Source organism: Caldisalinibacter kiritimatiensis (genome assembly GCF_000387765.1).
GTDB classification, from domain to species: domain Bacteria; phylum Bacillota; class Clostridia; order Tissierellales; family Caldisalinibacteraceae; genus Caldisalinibacter; species Caldisalinibacter kiritimatiensis.
On record NZ_ARZA01000287.1, the window covers coordinates 14,408 to 39,685 of the forward strand.

Sequence of the window (25,278 nt, forward strand, 5' to 3'; positions counted from 1 at the left end):
TTTTATATTGATTGCACTTTAATATAGTTGCAATATATATGCCAAATATTCACAGGGGAATTTTATGATTCTTCTAATGGTTTAGGCTATTCTTGGCTTTTTAATGGTAACCATTAAATTATAAACTATGTCATTAAACCCATTATAACCTCTTCTCCCTTATTACTTAAAATGGTTCCGTGTTTACCCTTTTTCTTAATAATCAATCCCATTCTTTCAAGTTTATTCAATCTACTTCTCATTTGATATTTAGTCATTTCATACTTTGTATATTTAGTTTCCTTTGCAAGCTTTTCTCTACCTACAATTTCTCCTTTTTTACTAAACTGATATATTTTTTCTAATATGAACTTAAGCTCATCTGTTAATTCTTCTTGATTTAATATACTATCCCTTTGTATATCCTTTAATTCTCTTTTAAAAAATCCTCTATCTGGTATATCTTTTAATGTTAAAGTATTTCCTTCTCTTACAGCCAACATATAACTTAAAGTATTCTTTAACTCACGTACATTTCCGTACCAATCATATTTTAGAAGTTCTTTTATTACTTCATCACTAATTTTTATATTTTCAGTTGTTTCAATTTTAATAAAATAATTCATTAATTCAATTAAATCTTCTTTTCTTTCTCTTAAAGGCGGTATCTTCAAATAGCCCATTTTAAGTCTATAATATAAGTCTTCTCTAAATTTTCTCTCGTTCACCATATTGACTAAATCTTTATTAGTAGCTGCTATTACTCGTACATCTACAGACTTTATTTCTGTACCTCCTATTCTCATAACTTCTTTTTCTTGTAAAACCCTCAATAATCTAGTCTGTACTTTCATAGATATATCTCCTATTTCGTCTAAAAATATAGTTCCTCCGTCGGCTTGTTCAAATAATCCTGCTTTTCCCCCTTTTTTAGCTCCTGTAAATGCACCCTCTTCATAGCCAAACAATTCACTTTCAATAAGCTCATCAGGTAATGCACTAAAATTTACAGCTAAAAATGGTCCTTGTTTACGCCTTGATTCATTATGTATAGCACTGGCAAATAACTCCTTACCCGTTCCACTTTCACCTTCAATTAGAATAGTCAAATCTGATTTAGCTAATTTTTTAGCAATACCCTTTACTCTATTAATCTTAAAACTCTTACCTATTATGTCATCAAAAGAATACTTAGCAAAATAGCCTCGATTTATTAATTCCCTTCTAAGTTTATTACTCTTTTCTATTGTCTCCTTTGCATTTTTAAATGTAGCTACTATTGAATTGTTTTCAGGAAGTTGAAACTTATTTACTACTACTTCTACTCCATCAATGTCAATAACTCTTTCTTCTTCTAGTTCTTTATTCATCAAAAATGTTAATAGTTTTTTATTATATATGACATCTTTTATACTTCTTCCTATTACTTTAGGATAAGCTAAGTTCAGAATCTTCTTTAAATTTTCATTAAAAACACTTATAATTCCATTAACATCATACACTAGTAATCCATCATTTAGTCCGTTTATAACTAAGCTTAAATGCTCATTTAAATCTGAAATTTCATTAGTCGATAAAGCTATTCTTTTAGACATATCTATAATCTTTTGAAGATATTTTTGTGAAAACTGTCCTGCTTTTTGGTCTAAGATTCCTAATTTATTTAATATCTTTGTAATTGTAATAAAGTCCATTAATCTAGGGCCTATATCATAGACCTTTTTAACAAATTTAGGTACTTTATCTGCTTCTCCAGGAGTTATAGCTATATCTACTTTTTTTACTGGTTCTTTTTTTCCTGGGTAATAAGGTATATACTTTATATAATCAATACCTAAATCTTTTAATATCTCTATTCCTTCATATACAGTTTCTTTTACATCATTTACAAATAAAACTTCAGTATTTCTAGGAAGTAAAACAATCTGGTCGATGTGGTCATAGCTTAGTGTCCTCTCTGACACAATCATTTCACAATTTGTATCTAATAAATTAGCTTCTATAAGCTCTTCCTTTACTAAATAACTAGATAATATCACCAATTCATCAGATATCACATGGTCTATCCCTTCGTCAATAGCGTAGCTTTTAATATCTGCTATATCATATAAGTATTCCTTTAATTGAGCAACTAAAACTTTTCTCGTCATCTCACTACCAGTAACAAGAGTTATACTCTTCATCCCCACATTTATCCCCCCAACTCTTATTACATATAATTCTATTCAAAAAGGAAAAAGTCCTTTTTTCTATAAACTAGAAAAAAGGATTTTATAACAATTTATATTATTCAAAGGTCCCTTTAACAAATACCTGTTTATTCCTTATCATTACCTTACCTAATGCTATTACTGTATCAATACTTAAATCATCTTTATCAAGTAATACTATATCTGCGTCTTTATTCTCTTTAATATATCCTTTATTATGTAGCTTTAATATGTTAGCTGGATTTGAGGTTATAACCTTAATGGCATCCTCTATTTTCAATCCATCTTCCAATATACCTGCTCTTACAGCTTCATATAATGATGTAACTTTACCTACTTGAAGTCCTATATATTCTCCATCTTCATTAAAGTCTGGTAAGCTTCCCTGTCCATCTGAGGTTAATGTAATGTTGTTAATTGATACTCCGTTTTCTAACATTGTTTTTATTGCAGTACCACACTTAACTTCTCCTTCTTCTAAAAACTTATCTGTAGTGCTAGTTGTAAAATCTACATAGCCACCTTTTTTTGCATATTCTATTGCATCTTCAAATAAATATGGGTTTCTGTTCATATGAGTTGGCATAAACTGAGTTATAGGTATTTCTGTATTTTCTATAACTTCATATAAAATATTTAATGTATCTTTACTGTCTCCCATATGAATATTTACCACTCCTGCTTTTCCTGATAACATTCCACCTACTCTTGCAGCAGCTGCTAGCTTAGCTACATCTTCCCAAATCGGTTGAGATGACCTATGGTCAGCTAAAGCAATCTCTCCAACACCTATTATTTTATCTATTAAAATGATATCATCCTGTACACTACCTGTTATTGTTCTCACTGGGATTTGATATGAACCTGTATGTACATAGCATGTAATACCTTCCTCTTCTAACCCTCTAGCCTTTGCCAATAAATTAGACATAGTTCTTGTTGTTCCATCAGTACCTAAAACTCCAATAACTGTAGTAACTCCTCCAATTGTTATATCAGTTAACTGTATTTCTGGAGTCCTTGTTTTAAAACTTCCTTCACCCCCACCTCCGCATATATGAACATGGGAATCAATAAAACCTGGTACAACAAATTTACCTTTAGCATCAATAACCTCTATGTCTACAAAGTCTTTTGGTACGCTAATATCATCTGCAACATACCCTATTTTATTTCCTGTAATTAGTATATCTTTTTTTCCTATATAATCTGGATTATATACTTCACCATTCTTAATCAACTTTAACATCACAAATCTCCCCTCTATATTAATTAATTTATGTTCTTACTATAGGTATTCTTATATTAATTCAATATTGCATTTTTCATGCCAACGCCATATCATGCTACTTACTCTCATTCACAAATATAAAATTAACTAAATGGTAATATTTTGGGTGCCATTTATGGTTGAAATTTGCCATTAAAAAACTAAAGCAGCCCAACTGGGCTGCTTTAGTTTTTACTTAGTTTTGCTTTTATCTACTTTTCCGTATGCTTTCTTGTAAATCTCAGCTAATTCTGCAACAAGAGGTAATCTTGGATTTGCTGTTGTACACTGATCTTCAAAAGCTCTATCTGCAAGTTTTTCAATTTTAGCAAAGTATTCTTTTTCTTCAATTCCACATTCTTTTACTGTCATTGGCATATTTAACTCTTTCATTAATCCTTTAATTGCTTCAATTAATGACTTAACACCTTCTTCTACTGTATCAGCTTTAAGACCTAATGCTTTAGCTATCTCAGCATACTTCTTATGTGCAATAAATTCTTTATATTTAGGGAATGCAGTAAACTTACTTGGTTTAGTTGCATTATATTCAATCACGTGAGGTAATAGTATAGCATTTGCTCTACCATGTGGTATATGGAACTCTCCACCTAACTTATGAGCTAAAGAGTGGTTTATTCCTAAGAATGCATTTGTGAATGCCATACCAGCCATACATGATGCATTGTGCATTTTTTCTCTTGCTACTTTGTCGCTTCCATTCTTATATGCTCTAGGTAAATATTCAAACACTAATTTTATAGCCTTTAAAGCTAATGCATCTGTAAAATCAGTAGCCATAACCGATACATACGCTTCGATTGCATGTGTCAATACATCCATTCCAGTATCAGCAGTAACGCTTTGTGGTACTGTCATAACAAAATCTGGGTCTAATATGGCAACATCTGGAGTTAATTCGTAATCTGCTAGAGGATATTTTACGTTATTCTTTTTATCTGTTATTACAGTAAATGCTGTAACTTCTGATCCTGTACCTGAAGTAGTTGGTATAGCTACCATTTTAGCAAGCTTACCTAATTTAGGGAACTTGAATGTTCTCTTTCTGATATCCATGAATTTAAGTTTTAATGCATTAAAGTCTAGCTTTGGATGTTCATAGAATAGCCACATACCCTTAGCTGCGTCGATAGCAGAACCTCCACCTAAGGCAATTATTGTATCTGGTTTGAAATCTCTCATCATCTCTGCACCCTTAATAACAGTTTCAACTGAAGGGTCTGGCTCTACGTCTGAGAATATTTCTATTTGTACTGCATTCATTCTTTTCTTTAAATGGTACATAACTTTATCCACATATCCTAGTTGTACCATTACTTTATCTGTTACTATAACAACTTTATTTACATTTGGCATTTTAGTTAAATATTGAATTGATCCAAACTCATGATATATCTTGTGTGGTACTTTAAACCATTGCATATTGACTCTTCTTTTAGCAACTTTTTTAACGTTAATTAAGTTTACTGCTGACACATTATCAGTAGTTGAATTGTTACCCATAGTTCCACATCCTAATGTTAATGATGGTATATTTCTATTATATATATCTCCTATAGCTCCATGAGTAGAAGGTGCATTTACTATTAATCTACCTGCCTGAACCTTTTCAGCAAACTCAGTAATAATGTCATCATCATTTGAATGAATAACTGCTGAATGTCCTAATCCTCCAAACTCTGTCATTTCTATAGACCTCTTGATTCCTTCTTTATAGTCTTTTACTTTATAGCAAGCTAACACTGGGCTTAATTTTTCTCTAGATAATGGATATTTAGGTCCTACCCCTTCTAATTCTGCAATTAAAATTTTTGTATCTTTAGGTACATTTATTCCTGCCATTTTAGCAATTGTATAAGCACTTTGACCAACTATTGCTGGGTTTATAGAGTCCTTTTCTTTGTTGATAGCTACTTCTTCTAATTTCTTGATTTCATCTTTACTTAAGAAATAGCAATTATATTCTTTCATTAAATGAACTACATTGTGATATATAGCTTCATCTATGATTACAGCTTGCTCTGAAGCACAAATCATACCGTTGTCAAATGTTTTAGAAAGTATTAAATCCGTTACTGCCTGTCTAATATCTGCTGTCTTTTCTATATAGCAAGGTACGTTACCTGCACCTACGCCAAGGGCTGGTTTTCCTGATGAATATGCTGACTTAACCATCCCTGGTCCACCTGTTGCTAGTATCAAAGATACCCCTTCATGTGTCATAAGTGAATTAGTAGCCTCTATTGAAGGCTCTTCTATCCATTGGATACAGTTTTCTGGAGCTCCTGCTTTAATAGCAGCATCCCTTACTATCCTTGCAGCCTCTGCAGAGCATTTTTGAGCTGAAGGATGGAAACTAAATATGATAGGATTTCTTGTTTTCATTGCTATAATTGCTTTAAACATAGTAGTAGAAGTAGGATTTGTTACAGGAGTAACTCCAGCTATAACTCCTATAGACTCTGCAACTAGTGAATAACCTTCTTCATTATTTTCTTCTATAACCCCTACTGTTTTATCGTATTTTATACTATGGTATATATATTCTGTAGCAAAAATGTTCTTAGTCGCTTTATCCTCATATACTCCTTTATTTGTTTCCTCTACGGCTATTTTTGCTAGATACATATGCTTATCTAATCCAGCTAATGCCATTTCTTTAACAATATTATCGATTTGATCTTGGTCTAACTCCATGAACTCTTCTCTAGCTTTATTAGCTTTAGCAACTAACTCATCAATTCTGTCTTTAACATTCTTTTTTTGTTGTACCTTTTGTGCCATATATGACCCTCCCGAAACTTTGTTATTTATTTAACATTATTCGTTTATATTTTAACAATGCAATAAATGTCAGTCAAACTATATCTGTATAATTATAAGTTAGAAATCGAGAGGGAAAATGTTTTATTTTTAATTTCACTTCTTTAGTTGATATTTTTTGGATGTATTAAGGTTAATTTAACAGTATTTTGATTATATTGGTGTTAAATTATTAACAATTTTAATGCTAATGTAAACTTTTCCTAGGACTATAAAATTATATTTAGTACCATTAGACATATTTAAATAGATAAATAGTAGCACTATATTTGAGGTCTGCTTCCCATAGATTTTTAACTAATTTTTATATAAATTATAAATAAGAAAAAGTATATACTTTTATATTAATTATTAAAGTATATAACTCCTAGGAAGAACATATAAGGGGTGATATAAATGCAAAGGGGTATATGTGAATCCTGTGGAACATTTTATATAAAAAGGCATGAAACTCAATCTATGTGTGATACTTGTACACAACAATATGAAAAGGTAAGAAACTATATATTTAATAATAATCCAGCTACAATAATGAGTATATATTTAGACACTAGAGTACCAATTAAATTAATTAATCAATTCATAAATAAAGAGAAAATCGCTTTTGCTGACAGATAATAATATAATAATTTTTATAAGAGTCTTTCCTTTAACGCCAACCTAGTGCTTATTTGATAATATATGAAAAGACTCTTATATTTATTGATTTTTTCTTAAAATAATTTTATTCTAAAAAATTATTTTCTATTAGCCAGCTCAATGTTAACCTTTTGACCTTTTATAGTATTATTTTTCATACTATTTAATACTTGCTTTCCATACTCTTTAGGTACCTCTACAAATGTATATTTATCGTGTATATCAATACTTCCAATTAAATTTCCTGGAATTTCAGCATTATCTGATATTGCTCCAACTACATCACCTGGTCTTATTTTTTTCTTTTTACCAACATTAATGAATAATCTTACCATATCGGACTCTACTTTATTATCATCTAACTGCAACTTATTATCTTCACTTTTTTCTTGACCTTTTCCCATAGTCATTTTTAATAGTGCAGCAGCTATATCAATAGCTGTATAGTCATCGTCTAAAAGCTTTTCAATATTACTAATTTCATTACTTAAATTTTCATTTTCAATAATGTGTATTATTTTATCTAGTATAATTGACGCTTTGCTTTCTTCCACCTCTCTAATAGAAGGTATTCGTTCCCTTTTTATCTTTGTTTTTGTATATTTCTGTATGTTTTTTAGCTTATATATTTCTTTACCTACAACAAATGTAAAAGCTTTACCAGTTCGTCCAGCTCTACCTGTACGTCCAATTCTATGAACATAATATTCTTCATCCTGTGGTACATCATAATTAAATACTATTTCTATATCATCCACATCTATACCCCTAGCAGCTACATCTGTTGCAACTAAAATCTCTGTATTTCCCATTCTAAAACTATTCATAACTCTATCCCTTTGTCGCTGCTTCATATCACCATGAAGACCATCTGCAAAATATCCTCTTCCCTGTAATCGAAGCACTAATTCATCTACCTGCTTTTTTGTGTTACAAAATACTAATGATAATTTGGGGTTGTGTATATCTATCAATCGAGTTAAAACTTCGAATTTATTTCTTTGTTTCATCTCAAAATAGTATTGTTCTATACTTGGTACAGTTAAGTTTTTATGAACTACTTTTATAAACTCAGGCTTATTTTGGTATGTTTTAGCTATTTGTAAAATAGCTTTTGGCATTGTAGCTGAAAATAAAATAGTTTGCCTATCTTTTGGTGTAGCTTTTAAAATTGTTTCTATATCTTCTCTAAATCCCATATTTAACATCTCATCTGCTTCATCAAGTACTGCCAACCTTAAATTAGTCATTTTTAATGTTTTTCGTCTCATATGGTCCATAACACGACCTGGAGTCCCTATAACTATCTGAACTCCTCTTTTTAAAGCATGTATTTGCCGGTTAATTGGCTGACCTCCATAAATAGGCAAAATTTTAATCTTTTTCATATATTTTGCTAGTCTTTTTATTTCTTCAGCAACTTGGATTGCTAATTCCCTAGTAGGACATAAAACTAAAGCCTGTATGTTCTTGTTATTAGCATCTATCATCTCTAAAATAGGAATTCCAAATGATGCTGTTTTCCCTGTACCCGTTTGTGCCTGCCCCACTATATCTTTGCCTTCTAGAATTTGAGGTATAGATTTAGTTTGAATTGGTGTTGCCTCCTCAAATCCCATATCTTTAATCGCTCTCTTTAGCTTTGATGATATTTGTAGATTGTCAAATTGTACTGTTTTCATTTAATTACCTCTCTTTTCATTAATTAATAAAAAAGCCGTGAATGAATACTATTCATTCACAGCTTTTTAAACTATTTATTGTATAGTATTTAATCTTATTATACAGCATTTCATATATAATCTCAAATTATTGAAATTTTATATACTCAATACCTACTTAACTTTAATTTTAATTTCCTTTTCTATAATATTGAGATAATGGGTTGTTTTTAAGGTGATTGGATTTTGACATTCTTTCCACTGGAATCTTTAAATCAAATGAGTCAAGGGACTGTCCCCCTGACTCATTTTTGTAAAAAGTTTTTATAATAAATCTTTTCTACCTCATTTAATTTTAATGGCTTACTGAATAAATACCCTTGGATATAGTCACAGTTGCCCTTTCTTAGTCTTTTATACTGCTCCATTCTCTCTATTCCTTCTGCTACAACCTTTAGCTTTAAGCTATGGGCAAGGGTGATTAGACTATCCATCACCTTAATATTTTCCATTTCCAAAAACTTATCAATTAAGCATTTATCAAGTTTAATTTTATCTACGGGTATGAATGTTAAGTAATTGAAGGATGAATAACCTGTCCCAAAATCATCTAGAGATAGACTAACACCTAAATCCTTTAATTGATTGAGGATTTTTATAGTTTCTACTTGATTTTTTACTAATACCCTCTCGGTAATTTCAATTTCAAGATATGATAGCTCAACACCATATTCATCTAATACTCCTTTTAAAAATTTTAAAAGGTTATTGTCATAAAGCTGTTTAGGTGATAGGTTTATGGCTATTGGCTTTAGTTCCCGTCCTTCTTTCTTCCATTGACTTAACTGTCTTACTGCTTCTTTTATAACAAATTTTCCTATAGATAAAATTAAATCTGACCTTTCTGCTATTGGTATAAATATTGCCGGAGAAATATTTTTGTCTTTAAGTCTTAAAAGTGCCTCAAAGGATGCTACATCTCCAGTATGTGTATTTATAATAGGTTGATATACTAAATTAAAGTCTTCATTTGAAATAGCCTTTCTGATAATAGTTTCTACTTCTATTTTTTCATTAAACTGATTCATCATTTCCTGATTGAAAAAAGTATATCTGTTTTTGCCTGTTATTTTAGCTTGATACATCGATATATCTGCCCTCATTAATATATCATCTATAGTGTTGCTATCATTAGGATATCGAACAATACCGATACTTGCTGAAATAGAGTCTTCAATCTCAGTTATTACAATATTATGTTGTAACGCTAATAGTATATTATCTGCATACTCTTCAAGCTCAATAGGGTCATCTTGATTTTTTATAAGTATTAAGAACTCATCTCCCCCAAAACGAAATACAGTCATTTTGTCTTCAGCTATATCAACTAAAATCCCAGCAACCTTTTTAATCAGTTCATCCCCATATGCATGACCTAAAGAATCATTTACTTTTTTAAAATTATCTAAATCAAGTAACATTACTGTTCCCTTTTTGTTGTTTTCAATTTCTTCTTTTAAAATATCTATAAATTTTCTTCTATTAGGCAAATGGGTTAATGAGTCGTGATAGGCAAGAAACTTAATCTTTTCCTCTTGCTTTCTTATTTGACTGATTTCTACCAATACACCATGTAACGCCTTTACGTCTCCATCTCTATTTGTTACACCTTTACCACTAACCAAAAACCATCTTACTTTCCCGTCTTTGTCTATAATACGGACTTGACAATAAATCTGCTCCTTTTCTCCCCTTTTATACCTTTTGTAATCCCGTAATAGTACATTTTTATCTTCAGGTACAACAACTTTGTCTAACACTTCATAAATATTACTGGTCTCATCAAGATCTATGGATACTAATTTTGCAAAGTTCTCAGATAGATATACCCTTTCATCCTCTGCATCTACTTCCCAAATACCACTATCTATACCTTTAATAGCAATCTCATATTTTTGTTTTAATTCTTCTAAATACTCAGTATACCTTTGTATTTCTGCATACTGGGTTTGTAGTTCTTCTTCTCCGGCTATTAATTGATGTACAATTGCCTCTAAGTCCTCATTCACCAACTCTAATTCCTCTTTATATCTAATTTTTTCTGTTATGTCTGTATAAATTGCATATCCACCCTCTATTTGGTTTCCCACTCTTACTAAAATCCCTCTTATATTTACATATATAGGGTCTTCTGTCTTTTTATATCTAATATCTTCAACATCTACTATACCTTTTCTAAATAGTTCAATAGTTTTTTCCTTTGCCTTATTTCTTTTCTCAACAGGCATAACCATATCATCTAAGTCCTTCCCGATACATTCTTCATAGGAATATCCAAAGAGTTTAACAAATGTTTTATTAACCTCTAATATTTTATAGTCTTTATCAAAATAGACAATACCATCAGGGCTATTTTGGAAGAGTACTTGATATCTTTTTTGTATTTCCATGTTAAGATTCCACCTTTACTTTAAACTTTATAAACAGTAAATTAATACCTTTTGAATAAAAAGGCTTTATTCCCTTTATTATTGTACCAGATATAATCATAGGCTTTTCGTGCTATCATTATACCCCTTCCCCGTTCACTAAATGTAAATTCAATAGGAGGCATAGTAAACACTATATCTTTCCAATTGAAACCGGCACCTTCATCTTCTACGCTTATTTGAATAAATTCTTCATAAACATCAATATTAATCTCAACCCTTTTATCTTTCCTCATCCTATTACCATGTTCTATAGCATTAATCAATATTTCCATCAATCCTATCCACAATTCTTCTATATTGTTACAATAGAATTTTAAGAACTCTTCTATTTTTGGTCTTATTTCATATATCTCATCCATATCATTATTAATTATGTTGTGGAAACTATTTAAAGGATGTTTTTTTCTTTGAATTACTAGTATAGTTACATCATCCTTTCCCTGATTCTTTCCTGTAAATTTTAGAAAATCATACTTAACTTGACTAATAATCAACTCAGGTGGCATTTTATAATTATTAATTAGTAAATCTTTAATTCTTTCTTCTCCGTAAATTTCACCTGACACAAATTCTTCAATTAATCCATCAGTGGTAAGAAACATAGTATCTCCAATTTCTAAAACAATTTTTTCTTCTTTCATATTACTAAAATCGTAATACTCTCTATCAAGTGCATTAGAAATAGGCAATCCAATTTTGGGAAGTCTTTTTAGCTTTCCATTGTTATACACAACCAAAGGGGGATAATGTAAACCCATATTAGATAAACGTATTTCCATAGAATTGGTATCAATAAGTCCTAGACAAATACAAATGAAATAATCCTCTGGGAAATTTTCATGACAATACTGTTCGTAGATAAATTGTACTATTTCCTTTACTGAGGTTAATTTTTCTCCTATATTATTTAGGGATAGTAGATAGCTATTTATGGTTTCGCGAACAAATATACTAAGTAGAGCACCATCAAGTCCATGACCAGTTATGTCTACTAGGTAAAATAAAACCTTATCGTCTATGTGGATAATATTATAAAAATCTCCACCTAGATTGCCAGCAGGTGTATAATCAGCAGCAAATACTATATGCTTTAAAACTGGAAATCTATCAGGTAGAAAATGGGTATGAATTTTTTTCGCTTTTTCTAAATTCTGCACTACTTTTTGTTGAGCTATTTCAATTTCTCGGTATGATTTATTCAAACGTGCAATATAATTATTAATTACATCTTCATACCTTTTTCGTTCTAATGCATTTACAAATATATCGGAAATCACTTGAAACAACTCGATTATTTCATCTGACCAACAACTGCTTAACTTCCCTATATTAAATCCTAAAACACCGATTAATTTTTCTTTAGAATACATAGATAATAAAATAAGTAACTTAGTATCCTCTAAAAATAAAATTTCTCTTAAGTCTTCTTCAAAGGATAGATTTTCATCCCTATTTATTTTTAGAATCTTTTTATCTTTCATTTTCTCTATAAATAAAGGTATCTGCTGTGCTTTTATACTCTTCTTTTTAATTCTTCCTTTATACTCATCTTTTAAATACCATTCATATTCCATTTTCATTTTGTTGTCATCATCGGATATTAGCATTATAAAGCTATGATTTGCATTTGCAAATTCACTTATTTTTTTTAAAGAGTTAATTATTCCTTTATCAATTTCATCTGCAGACAAGTTAATAAAATTAGCTGCCATTTTAATAATTAGTTGTTCTAATTTCATTCTACTTTTTAGTCTGTCTTCTAAAACTTTACGTTTAGTTATATCTCTTATATTGAATTCTGAAGCAATTACTTTATTAGAGTTTATATCAGTTATCAATTTACCTGCTGATTCCACCCATATATAACTACCATCTTTTCTCTGCATACGATATTGAAGCATTCCTTCACTTATTTCTATTGGATACTCTTTAGCAGCTTTTTTTATCTTATCTACATCATCGGGATGTATTCCTTTAAAAATACTTTCTCCTATTAATTCCTCTGAGCTATAACCTAGTATTCTTTCAAATGAAGGGCTTATATACTGGTATGTAAGCTTTGTATCTACTTGACATACCATATCTGTCATATTATCTGTTATTTGCTTTAGAGTATCTCTACTTTCAGCCAACTCAATATACTTGATGGAACGATCGATAGCATTACCAAAAATTTGTCCCGTAATTTTTAATAGTGATATTATATCTTCTGACCATTGCCTTTCCTCTGTTACAGAATCTAAACCGAAAAAACCAAGTAATTTTCCTTCACATGAAATAGGCACAACCAATACAGACTGTATATCCTGCTCTTTAAGTATCTCTTTCTCTGTTGCTGCCCCTTTAGGCATATTGTCCACAGACTTAATATTTATATGTTCGAAATTGTTAAGCTTACTCATCCACCATGGAAATGTTTGTGAAGGTAAGTCTTGTAGCATATCCTTCTGTGGCTCTATTCCTTCTTTACACCACTCATGGGTATTATCCATAATCATATTATCGTTTCTAAGCAGGAAAATATAAACCCTATCTACATCTACAAATTCACCTATTTCTTTAAGAGCATAATTTATTCCATCATCTAATTCCTCTGGTAATAAGTTTACAAAATAGGTCGAAAAACTAGTAATTAATCTTTCAAACTTCCTATAATAATCTATCTCTCCCCGCTTCCTATCTATTTTCTCAAATAAACTACCTAAATAAATACTGATAAATAATCCTAGGCCAATACTACGAATTAAGGATGTAGTAGGATATTTTTCAGCCGATAAACTAAAAATAATTAAAATAATAGATATATATACAAAAGAATGTATACCGGTCCTTCTCCTTCTCTTAATACTAACTACCGAAATTATATAACTTATAGAGATTAATTCATGAATTATAGGCTTTGTAAAGTATAATGAAATTGGAGCAATTAAGCTCAATAATACAATTATTATATTCACTTTCTTTTCGTTATCAAATACTTTTAATTTTATTCCCATAAAAAACCCCCGATAGTATAATTAAAAAAGCGTTAATTCCCCCGCATTAGAATCCATTGAAGAGCCATCCTGTTCTAAAAAGTTATTTGCTATTTCCCTCTCTAAATAGGTTGTAAATTGATTTACTATTTCCTTTAAACTACTACTTTTTAAGTCCCAACTATCTATATCGCTATTAGCTAAAATATTTTCCCACTCATCGTTTAACCTTTGACAACTTATATCAATTGTTTTTGTTAACTCACTTCCTATTTTTCTAATTCTCTCAGTTTCCCTTAATTTAAATGATACTTTAATAAGGTTTTCCTCTAAATATTCAATATCCTTGTACAAAGCCAATATTGCTTCATTAATAATTTTATTAGTCATGTCAATTCTCTCCATAGAACTCTCGACTTTGTCAATCACTAAATCTACTCTATTTTGATTGTCTAACATCACCTCTTCAAACCTGTTTAATTCCCCTTCTAGTAAAGTCTTTAATCTTAGAAATACCTCTGTATTCTCAGTAGTTATATTGACTATCCTGTCCATTATTTTTTCAAGTTGATTAGTAAATCCATCGTCGTTACTGTTTCCCTCTCCCATACGTGCTAATTCTATCCGAGCTAACAACTCTATTTTTCTTAATCTCTTTATACTGTTTTTTATTTGCACTATTTCATCACTCAAATGATTGATATAATTTGAAAAATCTCTTTGTACTATCTTATTATCATTCACTATTTTATTAACTGATTCCAACTTATAAACAAGTTTATTAACTAAACTAGTAACTGTGTTAAACGTAATATTAACACTACCCACGTATTGCAAGTTATTATCTTCGTTATAGAAATGATTAGATATATTTTCAGCATCATGCTTTACTTCATTTAGATTTTCAAGTAAGCCATTACATATATCTACAATCTCATCAATTGATGAAAACAGCTCTTCAAATGACATATGAGCAAGTTGTTTAATAAGCTCCATTCCCGTGTTTATAAACTTGATTAAGTCTAGTTTTTTCGGATTATATTTATCTGTTGTATCCATTGTCTGATATTGAGTATATTTCTCCTTTATAATTTCTAGTGATTTGATAATGTTTTCTATATTCTGTTTTACTATATCTTCCTTTTGAATCGATACCATCATATCTTGAAATGGGTTCACAACTTCATTTACATTTTTTATAACACTATTTAATATCTCATTAATAATTTGAATTGAATCAATCATAGATTTAAAAGTAGCATCTATTTCACTAGTATGTAGCTCTGTTGCTTGTTCTTGAATCGATATAATTTCACGTATATTTTTTTTCAAACTTGCATGCCACTTAGATAATGATTTTAATAGTTTTGAAATATTGTCTAAATTATTTTCAAGTACTTTTGACATCTTTTGTATCTCTGTGGAAATCACACCGAAGCCTTGACCATTATCACTATTTGAAGCAAATATAACAGCATTAATAGCCATCAAATTGACTCCATTTAAAATCTTCTCTGTCTCTTTAACTATTATTAAAAGCTTATTAAAGGATACTTCTTGGGAGCTTTCGTCGATAAACGAGTTTAACATGTCTTTAATCTCTTGCTGATTTAGCATTAGCTCGTTTATAATAACAAAATCACTTTTGATTTCCTTTAAAGCTTTATATATTAACTGGGGGTGGTTACTATCCTCTTCATTTTTAGCATGAATCAGGTAATCCAATAAAACCTTTGTTTCCTCTTCTGCAAGATGTAAATTCCTCTCAATTTCTGGTATTGATTTATATACTACACTATAATAATCATTTACATCATCAAGTAATACCTTTAGCCTTTCTATCACATTTTCTATGTCTATGTAAAACTCATTAAATAGCCGTTCCTCTTTTAGCATTTTAAACACTCCCTATTTCAAATGATAAATACAGCTATTCTTCTATGTTTATTACCTTATCTAGATGTATCATTTTAAACATCTTTTTTATATAATCATTGTTAATCTTCGTTATCTTTAACTCTCCATCTCGTTCCTTCAACTTTTTTTGAAATAATAAAAGTTTTCCTAGACCTGAACTATCGATACTTTCCACTTCAGAAAAATCAATAATCACATATTTATATCCTTCATCGTATATCTGTAACATCTTTTTCTTTAGTTCTTGAGAGTTCCTTATATCTATTCTTCCTTCTGGTTTTATGATTGCATTGTTTTTAAGTCTCTCTACTCTCATCATATCCCCCTCTTTCTACTAATTTTCTATCTTGTTGTACTTGTCTATTTTATCTAGTTCTTCAAAGGATAGAACCCTATTAGCATTTAGTAAAAGTACTATTTGAGCATTTGATTTTGCAATCCCTTCTATATGCTCTGTCTTTATATCCTCTTCAAAATCTTTGTCAATTAATTGAATTTCCTCTTCTCTAAAGCTCATAATGTCAGAAACCCTATCCACAATCATACCCATAGTCTTATTTTTTACTTCAAATACTATAACTACAGTAAATTTGTCATATTCCTGTTCTGGTAAGCTAAACTTCTTATGCATATCAATAATCGGTATAACTTGTCCACGAAAATTAGTTAGTCCTTTAATCATCGGATTAGCATTATACACCTTTGTAGGTTCTTGGTAACGAACTATTTCCTGTACCAGCATAATGTCTATACCATATGTTTCACTACCAATCTGGAATGTAACGTATTGATTTTCTGCAGATATGCTATTTAATTGCTGATTAAGTATGTTTAATGCATTATCATTTTTTACTTTTCTTATATCCTCTGTCATAAAAATCTACTCCTTTCTTAAAACTTTTCAAAATCATCAGGGTCAAATTCAAAGTCATCATCCTCTTGTGAAGCTGCAGCTTGTTGTTTAGTGTTTTTTACTATAGTTTTACTAATTTTATTTGTATTAGGTCTTCTGGATATGTTTTTGTGCTGTGTAGATAATTTAAACTGGTCCACAAGGTCTCTTAGTTCGATTGCTTCACTACTCATATTTTCACTGGAGCTAGCTATTTCTTCTACAAGGGATGCATTTTGTTGAGTTACCTGATTAAGCTGTTCAATAGTATTATCTATTTCAGTAGTAGCAGAGCTTTGTTCCCGTAAAGCTGCCGCTATTTCTCCTACCACATCAGAAGTCTTACGGGTATTTTCTACTATTCCATCTAATACTTTTCTAGTTTCCTCCATAAGTTCATTGCCATTCTCAATTCTCTTAATACTCTTTTTAATTAATTTCTCTATTTCTTTAGCTGATTCTGCAGCACGTCCTGCTAAATTCCTAACTTCAGCTGCAACTACCGCAAAACCCCTTCCCGATTCTCCAGCTCTAGCTGCTTCTACTGCTGCATTTAATGCTAGTAAATTTGTTTGGAAAGCTATATCATTTACTTTACCAATGATTTCAGCAATTTCATTACTACTTGCAGTAATTTCTTCCATAGCTCCCTGTAAATCCTTTACTACTTCTTCTCCTTCATTTACACTACTTAAAGTCTTATCAGATAAATTAACTGCTTCTATAGCATTAGCGGAAGAAGCGTCAATAGATGATGTTATTTCTTCTATAGTTGATGAAAACTCTTCTAAGGATGATGCTTGCTCTTGGGTTCTCTGTGAAAGATCCTGATTACCTGTAGCTATTTCTTCTGCTGCTGTTGTTACAGTGTCTGATGATTGACTTATCTTAGTTAATGTATTATTTAAGCTATTAATCATTTTGTCAAAGGATTTTGACAGTTTACCTAATTCATCTCCTCTTGATTTAAACTTTTCATTAATTTCTTCATTTAAATCACCATCAGCTATAAAGGCAGCAGTATCCACAGCAGCTAAAATAGGTTTTGTTATAATCCTAGAAAGAACAAAGGAGAGAATTATGCTAATAACTACAGCTATAATAGCAGCAATTAAAATTGTGGTAAGGGATGTTGCATGGGCTGAATTCATATCATTAAGTTGTTTTTGTTCCATATTGTTTGTAAGCTCTAAAAAGCTTCTAGCAGTTTGAATAAGTATTGCTTTTTCTTCATCTTTAGTTTCTTCAGCACTAACAATATCATTAAAACTAACTTTGGTTGCTTGAATCATATTTAGTACTTGTTGAGCCCTGTCAATATCCTGTTGTTCCCTAAAATGTGTCTTTAATTCTTCTAATGTATTTTCTGCCGTTTTAAATGCGGTGAAAGTATCGTTAGCGTATTTACTCTGTTCTTCATCAATTGAAAGATTTATAATAAAGTTACGCTCATTTTCTCCAATTCTATTTATATCATCTAGTAATTTACTAGCTATCCCATAGCTATTTAACTTTCCCTGAATCAAATCAATCATTTGCTTGTCTACTTGTCCATCTTGTATTTGTAATAAAAGATTGTCTAATTCCGTCTTTTGACTTTTCTGTAGCTCTTTAATAGCATTTATCATTGTTGCCTCATTTTCTATAAAGGTCTGTCTTAACTGATTTTGCTCATTTGTAGTTTTAGCATAATTATTAGCAGCTTGTTTATAATCCTCAGCTAATTTTTTTAATTCATCTATCTTCTGTTTATCCTCAGCTTGGCTAAGCTTACTCTTAGTTACATCTAAATTTTTTAACATTTGCTCTATATTTTGATCTATAGCATCGATATATTGTTGTTCCTGAGTTAACATAAAATTCTTTTCACTTCTTCTTAACTCTAATGCCAGTTTTGCATAATCACTAGCATCTGTAGCCTGATCTACATTGATTTTTACATTATCTAAGCCACTATATCCCATATAGGACATAAATATAATAATTATTATTAATATTGCAAAGCCTCCACTAATTTTAAAACCAAGCTTAATATTATTAAACAATTTGAACATTTATTTCACTCCTTTTAATTTTTATTAAGAGCTTCTAATATTCTAAAAGCAATCTCATCTAAAGGATATACTTTATCTACTGCACCTATATCTATCGCTTGTTTAGGCATCCCAAATACTATTGAGCTTTCTTCATCTTGGGCTATTGTGAGTGAGCCTCTGTTATGCATCTTTTTTAATCCTTTAGCTCCATCGTTACCCATACCTGTAAGTATCACACCTATACAATTAGGTGACACTATATCAGCTATCGAAAAAAAGGTTTTGTCTATTGATGGCCTTACATGATTAATCTTAGGTCCTTGATCTATTTTTATATAATACCCTGATATCCCCTTCTGTATAGTTAAGTGCCTATCACCGGGAGCAATATAAACGGTCCCATCTAAAATTTCTTCACCATCTTGGGCTTCTTTAACAGTAACTACACAAGTTTTATTCAAATCTTCTGCATAGGTTGTAGTGAATCTTGGTGGCATATGTAAAACTACAATAACTGGTGGCAAGTTTTTCGGGAATTTCTTAACAATATACCTTACAGCATTTGTACCTCCAGTAGAAGCTCCTATGGCGATCAATTCTATAGTGCTTTTTTTGGCAACGTTTTTTTGAATTTCTGAAGTGTTTATATTGACTTTACTTTGTCTATATAATCTGTTTAGCTTATTTGTATCAACACTTGCACCATATTTGACTTTTCTAATTATTTCTTCTTTTAAATCCTTCAGTCCCTTATTTATTCCTATAGTGGGCTTTGCTACAAAGTCTATTGCTCCAAGCTCTAACGCCTTAATAGTTTCTATGCTACCTTTTTTAGTAAGGGAACTAATTACTATGATAGGAAATGGGTGTAGTGCCATTACTCTTTTTAAAAATGTTAGACCATCCATCTTTGGCATCTGTAAATCTAAGGTTAAAACATCTGGTTTATATTTTTTTATCTTTTCAATGGAATCAATAGGATCCCTTGCAGTTGCTACTACATCTATCACTTCATCATCCTGTAAAAGCTTACTTAACACCTCCCTAACAAGTGCAGAATCATCGATGATTAAGACTTTAATCTTTCTTTTCAATATAATCCCCTCTCATAATGTGAAAACTTATAAAGGTTAAAATAAAGTAAGTTCTCCCTCTTGTTTACTTTTCTGTTTTATACGTGTATACATTTCCTTCTCTTTAGCAATGGTACTTGTACTCATTTTACTAATCTTTATTTTTTTCAAATATACTGTGAATGTGTCTGGAAAGAAAAATATCTTTCTACCATAGTTATCACCTAAATCACTAGTTATTACTGGTATTTGCTCCATGTTTAAATATACTTTAACGAATTCAATATTTGAGTTTGCAACATTGCTTAACTCTTGTTCTAACACTTTACCCCCACCAAATACTTTTGCCTTTAAATATGGTCTTTTAGCTCCTTTTTTTATCATAGTATTTATTAATAATTCCATTGCGTTAATTCCATATTTTGCATCTTCATTAATAATTATATTCTCTATTCTTTTACTTGCTGGTAGCATAAAGTGATTCATCCCAGCAATCCCAGTCACTTCATCCTTTAAACACACTGAAACGCAGGAACCCAAGAGGGTCTTTAATACTACATACCTTTTATCAGTTACAAAGTACTCACCAGCAAATATTTCGTATACATCTCTTTTAAGCTTTTTATTGTATCTTTTATTCAAGTAATCACCGCTCTCTTAGTTCTTTTTATATATTGTCGGTTGTATTTGGTTCCATCCCTTTATATTTCCTGATTCAATATTTATTTTTTCTGAATGTCCAAGAAAAAGAATTCCTTGTGGCTTTAACACATTATAAAACTTGTTTAATATTTTGTTTTGAGTTTCAGAGTCAAAGTAAATAAATACATTTCGACAGAAAATAATATCTAACGGTTTTTTTATGGGATATTCTTTTTCTGTATTGAGATTAATTTTTTTAAATGTAACTAACTGTTTAACTGAATCCTTTATTTTAAATAATCCTTCATTTTCATTGATTCCAAGTTTAAAATACTTAACTAATAATTCATAGGGAATTCTTTCTACCTGTTTGCGGGGATATATTCCTTTATGGGCCTTTTTTAACACTTCCGTGTTTATATCTGAGGCAAGTATTTTACAGGGAGGTTTATTATTTTTAAAAAATTCATTTATTGTAATAGATATAGAATAGGGTTCTTCTCCAGTTGAACATCCAGCAGACCATATTCTAATTTCCATTTGATTTGCTTTATTTGTAGTTTGTGTTTTTATAGTAGGTAAATACTTTTTTCTCAGGAATTTAAAATGATTTTCTTCTCTAAAGAAATTTGTAACATTGGTTGTAATTAAATTAAACATTATTTCAAGCTCATTGGGATTTTGGTTTAAAAATTCAATATAATCACTGAACTTGTTAAAATTTAACTGCCTAAGCCTTTTAGACAATCTTGATTTTATCAGGCTTTTTTTACTTTCAGTCAAATTTACTCCAATAGATGTATAAACTAACTCCTTTATTTTTCTATAGTCCCTTTCACTCAACTCTTGAACATTATCTAATATTATTCGGTCCATCTTTATTCCCTCTTTTTAGTCTCTATGGGCCAGTTTAAAAAGAGATGACACATCCAGAATTAAAGAAACTTCTCCATTTCCTAAAATGGTTGCACCAGCAAATCCTTCAGCATACCCCATATTTTCATTTATATTTTTGATAACCACCTGTTCTTGACCTATTATTTCATCAACTTGTAGAGCTAGTTTTTTTTGGTTTTCCTGGATTATTACTAATATTCCTTCATTTAAATTCTTAGAGTTACCCTTCATATCTAATAATTCCTGTAAGCTTGTACAAGGAATGTATTCATTACGTAAGTTTACTATAGTTGCCTTACCTTCCACATGTTCTAATCTTTGACTTCGTGCATCTATAAATTCTACTACTGATGTTACAGGTAACACAAATTCTTCATTTGCTACCCTTAACACTATGCCATCAATTATAGCTAATGTAAGGGGAAGTTTAATTTTGAACTTTGTCCCCTCATTTTTTTTAGATAAAATTTCGATATTACCCCTTATATTGTTAATATTAGTTTTAACTACATCAAGACCTACTCCTCGTCCTGAAATATCCGACACCTCTTGTTTGGTACTAAAACCCGGTCTAAATATTAAACTATATATTTCCTGCTCATTTAACTCTTGATTAACCTCTATCAAACCCTTTTCCCTAGCTTTATTTAATACTTTTTCTTTATCAATACCCCTACCATCATCTGTTATTTCTATAATTATATTTCCTTGTTGATGATATGCATCGAGGGTAATCTTTCCTTCAGGGGCTTTACCTAGTTCTCTTCTTTGTTTAGGTGCTTCAATTCCGTGATCAACTGCATTTCGAATTAAATGATTTAATGGATCTGCTAGCTCTTCAATAATCTTTCTATCTAATTCAGTGTCTTTGCCGTTAATTTCAAGATTTACTTTCTTTTCACTATTTTTAGTTATGTCCCTTACAATACGATGTAATCTGGTAAATGTACCTCCAATGGGAATCATACTAGCACTCATTACCTGTTCTTGTACTCTGCGTACTATTTTATCTATTGATTGAAAAGAATTGTCTATCTCCTCTTTCAAGGAATGATTTTTAGTTATAATCTGCCCTATAATTCTTTTAACATTGGATTGAGAGATTAAAAGCTCTGCTATATCATTTAAGATATTTTCTAGTTTTTTGGTATCTACCCTTACTGTTTCTTTTTTATAATTGTTATGTTTTTCATTAAATTCACTTTTAATAGTTGATTTTACTTTGTTTTTTGTTTTTAATTTATCTTTTATTTCTTCTATCTTTATATCGTTATCATCTAAAATAAATATAAATATGTTTTCTATGTCTTCTTTATTTTTATCTGTTTCTAATATCACTGTCCATTTTAGGTAAAATGTATAAATGTCAAGTTCATATATATTAGGAAGTTTGCTTTTATCTAAACTAACCTCAATTATATCTCCTATGTCACTGAGCTCCATCAATAACATTAATGGGTCAGTTCCTGTTTCAAAAATGTTTTGATTTAAGTTTAAGGTAATCTTAAATTGATTTGTTTCCTTATGATGTTTATATTTTTCATTATTTCCCTCATTGTTACTTTGTTGGTCGCCATTATAGTTATTGATTTCATTGTTGATTTTATCAATTCTGGATTGAATATTTGTTCCTTCAAAGTCCTTAGTTTCTATAATGTGACGTATTATATCTATACCTTGTAATAATATGCTTACTACATTCTCAGAAAGCTGTTTGGAATTTTGACGGATTTCTTCTAATATATTCTCAAGACCATGGGCTATTTCATTTACTTTAGATAGTCCTACCATTCCTGCTCCACCTTTGATACTATGCATAGCTCTGAAAATATTTCCTATTAGTTCTTTATCATCTGGATATTTTTCAAGCTCTAGTAGCCCCTCCTCAATGGTTTGGAGATGTTCTTCTGTTTCTTCTATAAAAGTTTGAAGCAAATAGTCATCTACCATTATCTTTCCTCCCTTCTATCTGACAAATTTCTTAACAACATCTACCAATTGTTGAGATTTAAAGGGCTTAACTAACCATCCAGCTGCTCCTGCTTTTTTCCCTTCCATTTTTTTTTGATGCTGTGATTCTGTTGTCAATACTAATACAGGAATGAATTTATACTCCATTTTGTTTTTTAACTCTTTAATAAATGATATGCCGTCCATGTTAGGCATATTGATATCTGATATAATCATATCAGGCTTTTTACCCTGATGCTTTAATTCATTTAATTTATCTAGTCCTTCTTTACCATCACAACCTAACACAACTTCATATCCTGCTTTTTCCAAGGTATATTTAACTGATGCCCTTATTGTTCTAGAATCATCCACAGCCAATATTAAATTACCCATTGTTATCACCATCCCGGCTTATGTAAGTATTAGCACCTGTTAGTTTAGTTAATTCTTCAAAAAACACATTACTGTTCTCTATCCTTAAATCAATACCAAGTTCTACACAAGTTTTATGAAAAGATAATAATAATTGTAATCCTGCAGTATCTAAATCCTTCACTTTTGATGCTTCTAAAACTAGTATTACTAAATCCTGTTTTAATTGAGCTTCAAGATAGTTAATTAAAGCTGTTTTTAAACTTTCTACATTATAAATAGTAATATCAGACGGTAATTCATACATAGCCAATTCCTCCAAATTAAGTAATCGTTTATAAACCGTTTTCTTTGGCTGCTAAAAATACATTATTTTTACCCCTTCTTTTAGCTTCATATAAAGCTTTATCTGCTCTTTCTAAAAAATCGTATAAGCTATCATCTTCCTTTAACTCTGCAACCCCCGCACTTATAGTCAAATTGCCTTTTTTAGTCTTCTCCTGTCCTGTAAAATTATAATCTGCTGTATTTTTTCGTATCCTATTTGCAATATAATAGGCTTCTTCGATTGTAGTACTTGGTAAAACTACTGAAAACTCCTCTCCCCCATATCGTGCAGCTAAGTCTGAACTTCTGATGCTATTTTTTATAATTTCTGCTGTTTTTTTCAGAGCCTCATCTCCTTGTACATGCCCATTAACATCATTATAATTTTTAAAATCATCAAGATCTAACATTATTAAAGTTAAAGCACCTTTATCATTTTGACTTGAAATTATTTCCTTAGTTAAATATTCTTTTAAATATGTGTTGTTATAAAGTCCAGTCATAGTGTCTTTAACTGCTTTCTCAATGGCTTTGTTATAATCTGCCCAAAGGCTTCTCTGTCTTTGAGAAGACTTTAATAATGACTTTACTCTAGCTAATAATTCAAGTTTATCTACTGGTTTTATCATATATTCATCAATACCTACTTCAAAGCTCTCTGCTTTGTTTCTTGAATCATTATTAGCTGTAATCATTATTGCAGGGGCTATATATTCTTGTTGTTTTTTAAAGTGTTTATATATCTCTATTCCATCCATTTCAGGTAGAAAAAAATCTAATACTATTAAATCAAATTTATTATTTTTAAGACACTCTAGTGCTTCACGTCCATTTCCCTTTATGATAACTTCATATTTCTCTTGTTCTGAAAGGAATGTTTTTAATCTCTCTTGGTCAACTGGGTCGTCTTCAACAATTAGAATTCTTATTATTTCTTGGTGTTCTTCCTGTTTGTCTGGGATTTTGCAAAATAATTTCTTAGCTAACTCATCTCTTTTCTTTAGTTGTCTTGCTAATTCGCCCATTTTTATTAGATTATTAACCCGCACAGATAATTCAACTGGACTTACTGGTTTAGTTAAAAACTCATCACATCCTG

General features: G+C 30.4%; 18 protein-coding genes. 1 reads left to right on the forward strand and 17 read right to left on the reverse strand.

Annotation, left to right across the window (positions count from 1 at the left end; translation table 11 throughout):
* Positions 1-125: 125 nt before the first annotated feature.
* From L21TH_RS13455 to adhE, 3 genes are all read right to left on the reverse strand, one after another.
* Complete coding sequence (locus L21TH_RS13455) at positions 126-2,162, reverse strand: sigma 54-interacting transcriptional regulator (protein WP_034430345.1); 2,037 nt, start codon at positions 2,160-2,162, stop codon at positions 126-128.
* A gap of 103 nt (positions 2,163-2,265) precedes the next feature.
* A complete protein-coding gene (gene iadA, locus L21TH_RS13460; protein ID WP_006317610.1) occupies positions 2,266-3,438 on the reverse strand; it encodes a beta-aspartyl-peptidase in 1,173 nt (390 codons plus the stop codon).
* Positions 3,439-3,651: 213 nt separating this feature from the next.
* The gene (gene adhE / locus L21TH_RS13465) at positions 3,652-6,264 is read right to left on the reverse strand and encodes a bifunctional acetaldehyde-CoA/alcohol dehydrogenase (protein WP_006317611.1); all 2,613 of its coding nucleotides are present in this window, start codon (positions 6,262-6,264) and stop codon (positions 3,652-3,654) included.
* A gap of 435 nt (positions 6,265-6,699) precedes the next feature.
* On the opposite strand from adhE, the gene L21TH_RS13470 reads away from it, so the two are divergent.
* Entirely contained in the window at positions 6,700-6,921 is a 222-nt protein-coding gene (locus tag L21TH_RS13470; RefSeq protein WP_006317612.1) for a hypothetical protein, read from the forward strand.
* A gap of 119 nt (positions 6,922-7,040) precedes the next feature.
* On the opposite strand, the gene L21TH_RS13475 is transcribed toward L21TH_RS13470, so the two are convergent.
* The 14 genes from L21TH_RS13475 to L21TH_RS13940 all read right to left on the reverse strand — a co-directional run bounded on the left by L21TH_RS13475 (position 7,041) and on the right by L21TH_RS13940 (position 25,228).
* Positions 7,041-8,624 carry a DEAD/DEAH box helicase gene (locus L21TH_RS13475; protein ID WP_006317613.1) on the reverse strand — a complete coding sequence of 528 codons (1,584 nt, stop codon included), beginning with the start codon at positions 8,622-8,624 and terminating at the stop codon, positions 7,041-7,043.
* 284 nt (positions 8,625-8,908) lie between these two features.
* On the reverse strand, positions 8,909-11,053 hold the full coding sequence (locus L21TH_RS13480; RefSeq protein WP_006317628.1) for an EAL domain-containing protein: 2,145 nt from the start codon (positions 11,051-11,053) through the stop codon (positions 8,909-8,911).
* Between the two features lie 41 nt (positions 11,054-11,094).
* Entirely contained in the window at positions 11,095-14,091 is a 2,997-nt protein-coding gene (locus L21TH_RS13485; protein ID WP_006317649.1) for a SpoIIE family protein phosphatase, read from the reverse strand.
* 21 nt (positions 14,092-14,112) lie between these two features.
* On the reverse strand, positions 14,113-15,966 hold the full coding sequence (locus tag L21TH_RS13490; protein WP_006317650.1) for a methyl-accepting chemotaxis protein: 1,854 nt from the start codon (positions 15,964-15,966) through the stop codon (positions 14,113-14,115).
* 34 nt (positions 15,967-16,000) lie between these two features.
* A complete protein-coding gene (locus L21TH_RS13495; RefSeq protein WP_006317651.1) occupies positions 16,001-16,303 on the reverse strand; it encodes an STAS domain-containing protein in 303 nt (100 codons plus the stop codon).
* A gap of 18 nt (positions 16,304-16,321) precedes the next feature.
* Positions 16,322-16,861 (reverse strand): chemotaxis protein CheW, encoded by a 540-nt coding sequence (locus L21TH_RS13500; protein WP_006317652.1) that lies wholly within the window; start codon positions 16,859-16,861, stop codon positions 16,322-16,324.
* 17 nt (positions 16,862-16,878) lie between these two features.
* Positions 16,879-18,933: a methyl-accepting chemotaxis protein gene (locus tag L21TH_RS13935; protein WP_006317653.1), complete on the reverse strand. Its 2,055-nt coding sequence runs from the start codon at positions 18,931-18,933 to the stop codon at positions 16,879-16,881.
* A gap of 14 nt (positions 18,934-18,947) precedes the next feature.
* A complete protein-coding gene (locus tag L21TH_RS13510; RefSeq protein ID WP_006317654.1) occupies positions 18,948-20,009 on the reverse strand; it encodes a protein-glutamate methylesterase/protein-glutamine glutaminase in 1,062 nt (353 codons plus the stop codon).
* 36 nt (positions 20,010-20,045) lie between these two features.
* Positions 20,046-20,630 carry a hypothetical protein gene (locus L21TH_RS13515; RefSeq protein ID WP_006317656.1) on the reverse strand — a complete coding sequence of 195 codons (585 nt, stop codon included), beginning with the start codon at positions 20,628-20,630 and terminating at the stop codon, positions 20,046-20,048.
* Positions 20,631-20,645: 15 nt separating this feature from the next.
* Complete coding sequence (locus L21TH_RS13520; protein WP_006317658.1) at positions 20,646-21,506, reverse strand: CheR family methyltransferase; 861 nt, start codon at positions 21,504-21,506, stop codon at positions 20,646-20,648.
* A gap of 15 nt (positions 21,507-21,521) precedes the next feature.
* Complete coding sequence (locus L21TH_RS13525; RefSeq protein ID WP_006317660.1) at positions 21,522-23,477, reverse strand: chemotaxis protein CheA; 1,956 nt, start codon at positions 23,475-23,477, stop codon at positions 21,522-21,524.
* 15 nt (positions 23,478-23,492) lie between these two features.
* Positions 23,493-23,873, reverse strand: a complete 381-nt coding sequence (locus L21TH_RS13530; protein WP_006317662.1) for a response regulator — start codon at positions 23,871-23,873, stop codon at positions 23,493-23,495.
* Positions 23,866-24,159, reverse strand: a complete 294-nt coding sequence (locus tag L21TH_RS13535; RefSeq protein WP_006317664.1) for an STAS domain-containing protein — start codon at positions 24,157-24,159, stop codon at positions 23,866-23,868. The genes L21TH_RS13530 and L21TH_RS13535 overlap by 8 nt, the downstream gene beginning before the upstream one ends.
* 28 nt (positions 24,160-24,187) lie before the next feature.
* Positions 24,188-25,228 carry a diguanylate cyclase gene (locus L21TH_RS13940; RefSeq protein WP_162138507.1) on the reverse strand — a complete coding sequence of 347 codons (1,041 nt, stop codon included), beginning with the start codon at positions 25,226-25,228 and terminating at the stop codon, positions 24,188-24,190.
* Between the last annotated feature and the right edge of the window lie 50 nt (positions 25,229-25,278).

Coding starts and splice junctions, on each gene's coding strand:
- L21TH_RS13455 (WP_034430345.1), bottom strand. CDS start 2,162: ATGAAGAGTATAACTCTTGTTACTGGTAGTGAGATGACGAGAAAAGTT.
- iadA (WP_006317610.1), bottom strand. CDS start 3,438: ATGTTAAAGTTGATTAAGAATGGTGAAGTATATAATCCAGATTATATA.
- adhE (WP_006317611.1), bottom strand. CDS start 6,264: ATGGCACAAAAGGTACAACAAAAAAAGAATGTTAAAGACAGAATTGAT.
- L21TH_RS13470 (WP_006317612.1), top strand. CDS start 6,700: ATGCAAAGGGGTATATGTGAATCCTGTGGAACATTTTATATAAAAAGG.
- L21TH_RS13475 (WP_006317613.1), bottom strand. CDS start 8,624: ATGAAAACAGTACAATTTGACAATCTACAAATATCATCAAAGCTAAAG.
- L21TH_RS13480 (WP_006317628.1), bottom strand. CDS start 11,053: ATGGAAATACAAAAAAGATATCAAGTACTCTTCCAAAATAGCCCTGAT.
- L21TH_RS13485 (WP_006317649.1), bottom strand. CDS start 14,091: ATGGGAATAAAATTAAAAGTATTTGATAACGAAAAGAAAGTGAATATA.
- L21TH_RS13490 (WP_006317650.1), bottom strand. CDS start 15,966: ATGCTAAAAGAGGAACGGCTATTTAATGAGTTTTACATAGACATAGAA.
- L21TH_RS13495 (WP_006317651.1), bottom strand. CDS start 16,303: ATGAGAGTAGAGAGACTTAAAAACAATGCAATCATAAAACCAGAAGGA.
- L21TH_RS13500 (WP_006317652.1), bottom strand. CDS start 16,861: ATGACAGAGGATATAAGAAAAGTAAAAAATGATAATGCATTAAACATA.
- L21TH_RS13935 (WP_006317653.1), bottom strand. CDS start 18,933: ATGTTCAAATTGTTTAATAATATTAAGCTTGGTTTTAAAATTAGTGGA.
- L21TH_RS13520 (WP_006317658.1), bottom strand. CDS start 21,506: ATGGACCGAATAATATTAGATAATGTTCAAGAGTTGAGTGAAAGGGAC.
- L21TH_RS13525 (WP_006317660.1), bottom strand. CDS start 23,477: ATGGTAGATGACTATTTGCTTCAAACTTTTATAGAAGAAACAGAAGAA.
- L21TH_RS13530 (WP_006317662.1), bottom strand. CDS start 23,873: ATGGGTAATTTAATATTGGCTGTGGATGATTCTAGAACAATAAGGGCA.
- L21TH_RS13535 (WP_006317664.1), bottom strand. CDS start 24,159: ATGTATGAATTACCGTCTGATATTACTATTTATAATGTAGAAAGTTTA.